At 62.3% G+C, this 9502-nt stretch carries 10 protein-coding genes (1 of these 10 only partly in view); 5 read left to right on the top strand and 5 right to left on the bottom strand.

Features of this window, described 5'->3' with window-relative positions:
- A protein-coding gene (locus BV82_RS09570; RefSeq protein ID WP_036994458.1) for a hypothetical protein crosses the window boundary here: on the top strand, window positions 1-138 show its 3' end. The gene continues 144 nt to the left of window position 1, outside the view; only the last 138 of its 282 coding nucleotides appear in the window; its start codon lies off the left edge, out of view; it ends in the stop codon at window positions 136-138.
- A gap of 62 nt (window positions 139-200) precedes the next feature.
- Here BV82_RS09570 and BV82_RS09565 read toward each other — a convergent pair whose 3' ends face one another.
- Window positions 201-2012 (bottom strand): aminopeptidase P family protein, encoded by a 1812-nt coding sequence (locus BV82_RS09565; RefSeq protein ID WP_036994457.1) that lies wholly within the window; start codon window positions 2010-2012, stop codon window positions 201-203.
- Window positions 2013-2068: 56 nt separating this feature from the next.
- Entirely contained in the window at window positions 2069-3229 is a 1161-nt protein-coding gene (locus BV82_RS09560; RefSeq protein ID WP_036994456.1) for an aminotransferase class V-fold PLP-dependent enzyme, read from the bottom strand.
- A 341-nt stretch (window positions 3230-3570) separates the two neighbouring features.
- Here BV82_RS09560 and BV82_RS09555 point away from each other — a divergent pair, with 341 nt between their 5' ends.
- Both BV82_RS09555 and BV82_RS09550 read left to right on the top strand, forming a co-directional pair.
- A complete protein-coding gene (locus BV82_RS09555) occupies window positions 3571-4686 on the top strand; it encodes a DUF3182 family protein (RefSeq protein ID WP_036994455.1) in 1116 nt (371 codons plus the stop codon).
- Window positions 4673-5443: an alpha/beta hydrolase family protein gene (locus tag BV82_RS09550; RefSeq protein ID WP_010224286.1), complete on the top strand. Its 771-nt coding sequence runs from the start codon at window positions 4673-4675 to the stop codon at window positions 5441-5443. Before BV82_RS09555 ends, BV82_RS09550 begins: the two co-directional genes overlap by 14 nt.
- Here BV82_RS09550 and BV82_RS09545 read toward each other — a convergent pair.
- A complete protein-coding gene (locus BV82_RS09545; RefSeq protein ID WP_010224287.1) occupies window positions 5426-5803 on the bottom strand; it encodes an antibiotic biosynthesis monooxygenase in 378 nt (125 codons plus the stop codon). The two genes, BV82_RS09550 and BV82_RS09545, sit on opposite strands and share 18 nt — an antisense overlap.
- An 88-nt stretch (window positions 5804-5891) precedes the next feature.
- Between BV82_RS09545 and soxR the strand changes: the two genes are divergently transcribed.
- Complete coding sequence (gene soxR, locus BV82_RS09540; RefSeq protein ID WP_036994454.1) at window positions 5892-6356, top strand: redox-sensitive transcriptional activator SoxR; 465 nt, start codon at window positions 5892-5894, stop codon at window positions 6354-6356.
- Here soxR and BV82_RS09535 read toward each other — a convergent pair.
- Both BV82_RS09535 and BV82_RS09530 read right to left on the bottom strand, forming a co-directional pair.
- Window positions 6353-7771, bottom strand: coding sequence for an FAD/NAD(P)-binding protein (locus BV82_RS09535; RefSeq protein ID WP_010224289.1), 1419 nt, complete (start codon window positions 7769-7771; stop codon window positions 6353-6355). The genes soxR and BV82_RS09535 overlap by 4 nt on opposite strands.
- A gap of 78 nt (window positions 7772-7849) precedes the next feature.
- Window positions 7850-8830: a GlxA family transcriptional regulator gene (locus BV82_RS09530; protein WP_010224290.1), complete on the bottom strand. Its 981-nt coding sequence runs from the start codon at window positions 8828-8830 to the stop codon at window positions 7850-7852.
- A 106-nt stretch (window positions 8831-8936) separates the two neighbouring features.
- Between BV82_RS09530 and BV82_RS09525 the strand changes: the two genes are divergently transcribed.
- The gene (locus BV82_RS09525; RefSeq protein ID WP_036994453.1) at window positions 8937-9494 is read left to right on the top strand and encodes a cysteine hydrolase family protein; all 558 of its coding nucleotides are present in this window, start codon (window positions 8937-8939) and stop codon (window positions 9492-9494) included.
- Window positions 9495-9502 lie beyond the last annotated feature (8 nt).

The raw sequence follows: 9502 nt of genomic DNA, 5'->3' as shown, positions 1-9502 counted from the left end.
GCCGACGCCTCTTGCGGCAGCAAAGGCTACAAGGTGATTGCCCGCTCAGGTGACGGCGACGCCGAACCTGGTGACTACCCGTTTGGCCTCAATCCGACCGGCTACACCAGTCGCAGCATGATCGTCATCTGCAAGTAACCTGATCCAATAACAAGGGCAGCCCGCAGGCTGCCCTTTTTGTTGGTGCGTGAGCTCTGAACTTAGATCGGCCCGGTTCGAACCTGCAGCCACTTCAAGGCCGCACCATCCAGCAAGGGTTCGAGGCGCTCACGAACCTGTGCGTGGTAATGATTGAGCCAAGCACGCTCCTCGGCGCTCAGCCGATCCGGCAGCAGGCAGCGGGTATCAATGGGGCACAGGGTCAGGGTTTCAAACTCCAGAAAATCACCGAACGCGCTTTTACCCACCTCACGGTTGAACACCAGGTTCTCGATACGTACGCCCCACTCGCCCGGGCGATAGGTACCCGGTTCGATCGAGGAGATCATCCCTGCTTGCATCGCCGTCTGTGGCGCCGCGGCCGCCTGATAGGCGATGACCTGCGGCCCTTCATGCACATTCATGAAATAGCCGACGCCATGCCCCGTGCCATGACCGTAATCGACCTGGTCAGCCCAGATCGGCGCCCGGGCAATGGCATCGAGCAGCGGTGATGGGATGCCCCGCGGAAAACGCGCCCGCGACAATGCAATGACGCCCTTGAGCACTCGGGTGCAATCCTGCTTCTGTTCAGTACTGGGCTCACCGATGGGGACCATGCGGGTAATGTCAGTAGTGCCACCAAGATACTGTCCGCCGGAATCGATCAGTAGCAGGCCATTGCCTTCGATACGCGCATGAGACGCTTCGGTTGCCCGGTAATGCGGCATGGCGCCATTGGCATTGAAGGCGGCGATGGTCGAGAAGCTCAGCGAGACGAACCCGGGACGACGCGCGCGCGCGGCGCTGAGCTGTTCATCCACCGTCAACTCTGTGAGCGGCTCTGCACGCGCCTGGGCCGCTTCAAACCAGGCGAAGAATTCGCACAGCGCCGCGCCGTCCTGCGCCATGACCTGGCGAATGTGCTCAAGGTCGACCTCGCTTTTCTGCGACTTCGACAACGTGGTCGGATTCAACCCTTCGATCAGGCGAACCCCAGGGGTGGTATTGGCCAACAAACCACTGGTAACCCGGGCCGGGTCGACCAACAGGCTTTCACCGGCGGGAATCGCGGCCAGCGCCTGAGTCACCTGCGCATAGTCGCGCAAGGTGATGCCATCGACTTCCAGCACATGACGCAAGTGCTCGTCGACCTTACTCAAGGCAACGAACAGGGTTGCCTGGTTCTGGCTGATCAAGGCGAAGGAGACGAACACCGGGTTATAGGAAACGTCACTGCCGCGCAGGTTGAACAACCAGGCAATGTCGTCCAGGGTGGCGATGAAGTGCCAATCGGCAGCGCGTTCGCGCAGGGTCAGGCGCAGGTTGGCCAACTTCTCGGCACGGCTGATGCTGGCCTCGGGTGGCAAATGCTGATACACCGGGTTGCCGGGCAATGCCGGCCGGTCATCCCAGACCTCTGCCAGCAAGTCCTTCTCGGTCAGCAAGCGCACATTGCGAGCCTTGAGCCGCTCACCCAGCTGACGCGCCGATGCCAGCGCCATTACTGCGCCATCCACCGCTACCGCACCACCTTCCGGAGCCTGATCGGCCAACCATTCCAGTGGACCAGGTTTACCCGGCTGCAGTTTCACCAGCTCGATAGTGCTGCCCGCCAGCTCCTTCTCGGCTTGCTCCCAGTAACGGCTATCCGCCCACACACCGGCGAAATCAGCGGTAACGATCAGGGTACCGACCGAACCGTGGAAACCGGACAACCATTGCCTGGCCTGCCAGTACCCGGGCAGGTACTCGGAAAGATGCGGGTCAGCCGACGGCACCAGCAAGGCATCGACCCCCTCGCGCTGCATCACTTCACGAATACGTGCCAGACGCGTATTCACCGCTCCCTGCGTTGAAGACTGTGTGCTCATGCTGACTCCTGCTACCACGATATCCATTGTTGTTGGCGCAGATAATGGATCAGCCTTCAGCCATGGGCAACCGCCCAGAAGGGTTGTGAGTGTAACGAGGCCTTTATTGCCCGAACCGCCTCATCAATATCCTGCGCCTGGGTATAGCGCCCCAGGCTCAAGCGAATGGTCTGGCGCGCTGCTTGCGGGGCAAGCCCCAGCGCAAGCAGCACATGGGAAGCAGCATTGGCCGCCGAGTTGCAGGCGGAAGTCGAGGAGAATGCCAGGGTTCGGGCCAATTGCGCGAAGTCGGGACACTCAGCGCTGAAGGTCAGGCTCAGGGTGTGGGCGATTCGCTGCCTGACACTGCCATTGAGCTGAACCCCCGGCACCGTCAATAGCTGTTCCAGCAAGCGTTGCTGCAGTTGGCGGATGCGTGCGGTTTCCTCAACGAAAAGCGCCCCGGCCACGGCAAAGGCCTCGCCCATGCCAACGATCTGATGGGTCGCCAGGGTGCCTGAGCGCAAGCCGCCCTCATGCCCGCCGCCATGGATCTGCGCCTGTAACAAGGGCCTGGCACGCTCGCCGACGTAAAGGGCGCCAATGCCTTTGGGGCCATAGACCTTGTGTGCAGAAAAAGACATCAGGTCCACCTGCCAGCACGCCAGGTCGATCGGTAGCTTGCCCGCCCCCTGGGCAGCGTCAACATGCAGCAGTGCACCATGCTGGCGAACCACCTCGGCTAACGCGGGGATGTCGTTGACGGTCCCCAGTTCGTTGTTCACCAACATCAACGACACCAGGAAGGTGTCTTCGCGCAACGCGTTGCGCAGTGCTTGCGGGCTGATCAGGCCCTGGTCATCGGGCGTCAGCAAGGTCAGGGCGAACCCGTCCTGTTCCAGCTGACGCACCGTGTCGAGCACCGCCTTGTGTTCGATCTGACTGGTAATGATATGGCCACCCCGGCGCCCCTGGGCAAGGCCCTTGAGCGCCAGGTTGTTCGATTCGGTGGCCCCCGACGTCCAGATGATCTGCTCGGCTTGCGCGCCGACAAGCCCGGCAACCTGTGCCCGGGCACGCTCCACGGCCGCACGGGCGCTCTGCCCATAGCAGTGGGAGCTGGACGCCGGGTTGCCGAAAGTGCCGGAAACGCCCAGGCACTCGACCATTGCCTGGATGACTCGCTCGTCGACCGGTGTCGTGGCGGCGTAGTCGAAATACAGCGGAAGATTATTCATGACGGCATGGCTCTCGGGTTGTTGTCGCCGTGCAAAGCAGGCGCTTCCTAAATCCGTGTAGGTAAAGTGCGATCCCATACTGCACCAGCCCTGGTTAGAACAATAAATTATTAATAATTATACTTATATAACAAATATCGGATCCGCTAATCACCGCTGCTGAACTTCTGCCGCTAAAGGACTTCACAATCAGTAGAGCCCCGCACAGGAGAAATCGCCATGCCACTGGGAAGTAAAGCCAACTACCCCGACAAGCAGTCTGGCGGCGGTAAGCGCGCCGGTGGCTCGCGCGCCAAAACCAGCGATGCCCTGCAGCACGCCTCCTGAACCCCGCAGAGGACCTGCCCATGCTCCGCTCAACCGACCGCAAGCAAGGCGTAGTGCTGCTGGATACGCGTCAAACCACACCCGCGCACGAGCACAGCGTGCACCTGAAGCTCGCCGAACGGCTCGCGCAGCTATTTCACACCGAGGTGGTAACACCCGCACAGCCGCCCACGGCCAAGGAGAACTTCTACTACCTGCCCACCGAAACCTTGATTGGCCTTGCGCGCTATCGGGCGATGGGCATCAGTGCACCTACGGATCTGTATGGGGGCCTGGTCAGCCAGCCCTACATGGCCACCAAGGCGATCTCCCATCCGCTGCCCGCCGATGCACGCTTTCCGCTGGGCTGGACCGATGATTTTGCACGTCTGGCCAGCGACGCGCTGTTACGGGGCTATAGCGTATTCAGCCTGGACGATGCGATTCGGGCCGCCGAGCTGCTCTTGCGTGAAGGGCCCCTGCGCCTGAAACCGGTGCGCGCGACCGCGGGGCGCGGGCAAACGGTGGTCAACAACATGAAGGAGCTGGAACGCGCGCTGACCAGCATGGATGCGCAGGAGATCGCCCTCTGGGGGCTGACCCTGGAAGAAAACCTGAGCGAGGTGCAAACCTTCAGTGTCGGTCAGGCGCTGGTCGCCGGCATCCTTTGCAGTTACTACGGTACCCAGCAGTTGACCCGCGACCACCAGGGTGCAGACATCTACGGTGGTTCCGACCTGGTACTGGTGCGCGGAGACTATGACGCCCTGCTGCAACTGGCGCTGGAGGATCACCTGCGCCTGGCCATCACCCAGGCCAGGACCTACGAACAGGCTGCATTGCAGGCCTTCCCCGGTTTTATCGCTTCACGGCGCAACTATGACGTCGCGCGCGGCCTGAACAGCCAGGGCAAGCTGCGCAGCGGCGTACTCGAACAGTCCTGGCGCATCGGCGGTGCCAGCAGTGCCGAGGTTCTGGCGCTGCAGGCGTTTGCCGCCGACCCGGCATTGACACGGGTACGCGCCTCGACCCACGAAGCCTTTGACGCGCCTGAACTGCCCGCCGATGCCACCGTTTTTTATCAGGGGGACGACAGTGAAATCGGAAGCGTCTGCAAATACGCCCGGATCCGCGACTATGACCATCCATAGCGAACCGATTGAAATCCCGGTTGATGGTGAAAGTATTGCCGGGACCATCGTCAGCCCCGGCGCCAAGGTTCCCGGGATCCTTTTTGTGCACGGCTGGGGCGGCAGCCAGCAACGCGACCTGGCCAGGGCCAAGCAGATCACCGGGCTGGGTTGCGTGTGCATGACCTTTGACTTGCGTGGCCACGAGAAAACCGAAAGCCAGCGCCTGAGCGTTACCCGCGAGCAGAACCTGGCTGATCTGGTCGCCGCCTACGATCGGCTGGTCAGTCACCCGGCGGTCGATACCAGCGCCATCGCCCTGATCGGCAGCAGCTACGGGGGTTACCTGGCGACCCTGCTGACGGCATTGCGGCCGGTCAAATGGCTGGCGTTAAGGGTACCGGCGTTGTACTGGGACACTGAATGGGACGTGCCCAAGCAAGCGCTCAACCGTCAACGTCTTAGCGACTACCGTCAACGTGCTCTGGGCCCGGCTGACAACCGTGCACTGGGAGTCTGCGCCGAATTTGCCGGTGACGTGCTGCTGGTAGAGTCGGAACAAGACGATTTTGTGCCACACAGCACCTTGATGAGCTACCGCTCAGCGTTCGTCAGCGCCCATTCGCTGACCCACAGGATTGTCGATGGCGCCGATCACGCGCTCTCCAGCGACCGCAGCCAAAAGGCCTACAGCTCGATACTCAGCGCCTGGATCAGTGAGATGGTCATTGGCGCCCGCCTCGATCGCTACCCACACCATTCACCCTGGTATTCCTGACGCCATCGGCAGTTGGCAGTGCAGCCCATGTTCGGGGCCGCGGGCCAGGCTGCTGAGGGTATGGAAGGTATTGAAGTTGACACTCCTGGCCTGGTGCTGACGTATCAACTGCAAAAAAGGCTCCTGTTCGAAACTGCTGACAGCAGCTTCCCAAGCGGTTCGCGACTGCCATTGCAAGTATTGCAAGACCCTGCTGCCATCATCGCTGGCCTGGATACTGGCCGTTATCAGGCCGCTGTGTTGCTCGGCCAGGCGCTCGCTGCGCACCACCAGCGCCTGAGCCAGGGCGCGTTGGCGAGACGGCGCGACTTCGAACTCGATCATCTGGGTAAAACACAGGCTGTTGTCTGAAACCAGCATGGACATGCTCCCTCTGCCGTTGCACTTGCGGTGTGATGGCAGGCAGGGTAAAACCTCGAGTTAACTAGAGGTCAAGAGAAATTCCGCGATGCCCGATTCAGCCCCGAGCGCCCTCAGTGTCGGCCAATTGTCCGCGCGCAGTGGCGTTGCCGTGACGGCCCTGCACTTCTATGAAAGCAAGGGCTTGATTCACAGCACCCGTAGCGCCGGCAACCAACGGCGCTATCCACGCGAGACCCTGCGCCGCGTAGCGGTCATCAAGATGGCCCAGCGCCTGGGCATTCCCCTGGCAACCATTCATGCGGCACTACAAACGTTACCGGTGGGACGCGCACCCAGTGTGAAGGATTGGCAGCGGCTGTCGGAGCAATGGCGCCAGGACCTGACCCGGCGCATCGACACGCTGCTGGTGCTGCGGGACCAGCTCGACGGCTGTATTGGTTGCGGCTGCATGTCACTGCAAAGCTGCCCGTTGCGCAACTGTGACGATCAACTTGGCGAACAGGGCCCGGGCCCACAATTGCTCGAGCCTGGCCCCGAACGTAGCGACTAGTCGCCAGCCCCTGCCAAACGCAGCGCCAGCGCCTTGGCTTGCAAGGCGACATCGGTGACCGCCGTGCTCTCCCACCATAGGCCGCGCAAGGGTGGCCCCATGGCAAACAGGCGACGGCTTACCTGCCCTTCGGCATCGAGCACCGCCCCTCCCTCGTCGGCAGCGATCCCAAGGGCCAGAGGCCCTGGCTGGACCAGGCGGCGCTGCAGCAGGTTCTGCGGCAACGAGCGGGCAACCCGGCGCCAGTCGTATTCGATACCGGTGGAGTTGATCAACGCGGCAGCCGTTAGCCGTTCGACCAGCGCTTGCCCGCGAAAACGCAGCGTTACCACAGGCTGCCCGTCGACACCGATTTCGACTCCCTGCAGTGATGCCGCATGGATACGCAAACGCCCTTCTTCGACCAGGCGCGCCAGCAATGCCGCGCCCTGAGGCGGCGAACGATGATGATGGCTTTCCCACCAGGGTCGGACGTGGCGTACGAACTGGCGCTTGTGACGCTCGCTGGCCTGGCTCCAGAGCCTGGCGATATGCACACGCACGGTATCGAGCGGTGCCTGCCAGTCGATCCCCTGTTGTTGGGCGGTTCGGCATTGCCCGCGCAAGGCTCGTAACAATTGCAAGGGACTGCGCAGCGTCGGGTCAGTTGCCAGAAAATCTTCCCAGGCCGGCGGTTGCCGGCGTTCATGGGGCAAAAGGCCGTGGCGGGAGAACACCTCGATCAGCCCACGATGCCCGGCCGCCTGCAGCGACACTACGGCATCGACCATGGTCAAACCGGAACCGATGATGACCACCCGGCCATCGGCGTCAATCGACTGCATGGCCTGAATGTCCCAGGGATCGACCGCTGCGGTGTTCAATGCATTGTCGCTGAGCCGCGTGGTACGCGCCGCCGCAAACATGCCGGTGGCCAGCACAGCCCTGGTTGCGCGCAAGGTGCGCCCGTCGGCCAGACTGACGCTGACGCCCTGCTCGCCCACTGTCAGGTCAAGCGCTTCGGCCTGCACATGCTCAAGTTTCGAGCCCTGTTGTGAACCGATCGCCTCGGCTTCGGCCAGGCGCTGGCGCGCATAGACGCCAAACAGCCCGCGCGGCGCAAACAGCTCAGCCACGGGTACCTGCTGCTCGGCTGACTCCGGCCAACCGCCCGCTGCAATAAAGTGGCCGAGCCAGGCGGTCAGGTCATCGGCGTTGTCCGGATCGACACTCATGCGCGCGGCATTGCCATTGAGCGTGTGGCCCAGGTGTGTGGCGCTGTAGGCTTCACCACGGCCCAGCTCGCGGCGCGGCTCGACGATCAATACGCGGCGTTGCCCCGGTTGACGCAATAACTGGGCAGCCAGCATGGCGCCACTCAAGCCACCGCCGATGATCAGGACATCGCTCGCCAGGTTTTCTCGTTGCGCGCTCATCGGCTTCTCCGTCTTGTTTGCGCGCAATAATAAGCAGCAAAACACCCATTGCGCAGCCGGCCCCGTACCAAAGTAGGATCAGCCTCCAGGCGCGCAGAGGCGTCGCCGGTAATCACTGGGGGCAAACCCGGTGACTTTGAAGAACACTTTGCGAAAGGCGCCCGGATCCTGATAACCGACGCCCCAGGCGATCTGGTCGATGGATCGGTTGGTGAACTCGAGCATTCGGCAAGCCCGCCCCACCCGCACCTGCTGGCAGTACTCGGTTGGCTTGAGGCCGGTAGCACTGCGAAAGCGACGCAGGAAGGTGCGCGGCTCAAGGCCGGCACAATCAGCCATGGTCGCCAGCGACACGTCGCGCGCGCCGCTGCCCTGCAACCAGTGCTGGACCTTGAGCACCGCCTCGTCGCCGTGATCCAGCCGTGGGCTGAAAACACTGCCGGGGCGCTGCTCGCCGCTGACCCGCTGCACCGCAAGAAAACGCGCGGTTTGCGCAGCCAGGGTCTCACCCAGGTAACGCTCTACCAGCTTGAGGCCCAGGTCGGTCCAGGCCATCAAGCCGGCCGAGGTAATAATGTCGCCATCATCAAGCAGCGGCAGGTTGGCTTCTACCTGAACCCGGGGAAAACGCTCGGCCAGTGATTGGGCAAAATTCCAGTGAGTGGTCGCCGGGCGCCCATCGAGCAAGCCGCTGGCGGCGATGAAGAACACCCCGACGCAGACCGACACCAGCAACGCACCATCGCCATGCCATTGACGCAGACTGCCACGGTAGCGCGCGAGCAATTCCGGCGACGGGGCCTGGGTCAGGCTCGGCGGAATGACCATCGCGCGAAGTTGATGAGCAATGCCCGGATGGGTGTCGAATGAAACCTGCAACTGTTGATCAGCGCCCTCGCTCCAATGGCTTACGCGCAACACCGGCCGGTCCAGCGCTCCCAGTTCATGGCACAGGCGATTGGCCACGGCAAACAGGTCGGTCAGGCCATGGACCGCAGCCAACTGCGCACCGGGATACATCAGCACGCCAATTTCCAGAGTGTCCCGCGCTGTCGCCATTGTCAGTTTTTCCCGCCAATTTGTCGTTCGCGCCAATCCGCAAGCGCATCGCTCAAGCCTATAACTATCGCCACACCACAACCACTCTCGACACGAGGCTTTTACGATGAGCAAACAGGCACTGATCGTCATCGACATCCAGAACGATTACTTCCCCGGCGGCAAATGGACCCTGGATGGCGCCGATGCTGCGGCCGACAATGCCGCCAGCATCCTTGCAACCGCCCGTGCCCGCGGCGATCTGGTCGTGCACGTGCGCCACGAGTTCGAGTCCAGCGATGCACCGTTCTTCACCCCGGGCTCCGAAGGCGCGCAGATTCACCCCAAGGCGGCCAACCGCGCCGGTGAGCCGGTGGTACTCAAGCACAAGGTCAATGCATTTTTGGGTACCGAGCTCAAGCACCTGCTCGATGACGGGCAAATCAGCAACGTCACGGTGATCGGCAGCATGAGCCACATGTGCATCGATGCCGTCAGCCGCGCGGCTGCCGATTACGGCTATGGCGTCACGGTGGTTCACGATGCCTGCGCTACCCGCGCTCTGGAGTTCAACGGTGTCACGGTTCCGGCAGCCCATGTACATGCCGCTTACATGGCATCACTGGCCTTCGCTTACGCCCAGGTGATCTCCACCGAGGACTATCTGACCGGCGCCAACCACTAACTGCGCCG

Origin of the sequence: Pseudomonas donghuensis (assembly GCF_000696345.2) — a bacterium.
Taxonomy (GTDB): Bacteria; Pseudomonadota; Gammaproteobacteria; order Pseudomonadales; family Pseudomonadaceae; genus Aquipseudomonas; species Aquipseudomonas donghuensis.
Note: the sequence above shows the minus strand (reverse complement) of the source record. Positions and strands in the feature narration are given on the sequence as shown.

Excerpts from the sequence above, each read along its gene's own strand:
- BV82_RS09565 (WP_036994457.1), bottom strand. The coding sequence starts at position 2,012 with ATGAGCACACAGTCTTCAACGCAGGGAGCGGTGAATACGCGTCTGGCA.
- BV82_RS09560 (WP_036994456.1), bottom strand. The coding sequence starts at position 3,229 with ATGAATAATCTTCCGCTGTATTTCGACTACGCCGCCACGACACCGGTC.
- BV82_RS09550 (WP_010224286.1), top strand. The coding sequence starts at position 4,673 with ATGACCATCCATAGCGAACCGATTGAAATCCCGGTTGATGGTGAAAGT.
- BV82_RS09545 (WP_010224287.1), bottom strand. The coding sequence starts at position 5,803 with ATGCTGGTTTCAGACAACAGCCTGTGTTTTACCCAGATGATCGAGTTC.
- soxR (WP_036994454.1), top strand. The coding sequence starts at position 5,892 with ATGCCCGATTCAGCCCCGAGCGCCCTCAGTGTCGGCCAATTGTCCGCG.
- BV82_RS09535 (WP_010224289.1), bottom strand. The coding sequence starts at position 7,771 with ATGAGCGCGCAACGAGAAAACCTGGCGAGCGATGTCCTGATCATCGGC.
- BV82_RS09530 (WP_010224290.1), bottom strand. The coding sequence starts at position 8,830 with ATGGCGACAGCGCGGGACACTCTGGAAATTGGCGTGCTGATGTATCCC.
- BV82_RS09525 (WP_036994453.1), top strand. The coding sequence starts at position 8,937 with ATGAGCAAACAGGCACTGATCGTCATCGACATCCAGAACGATTACTTC.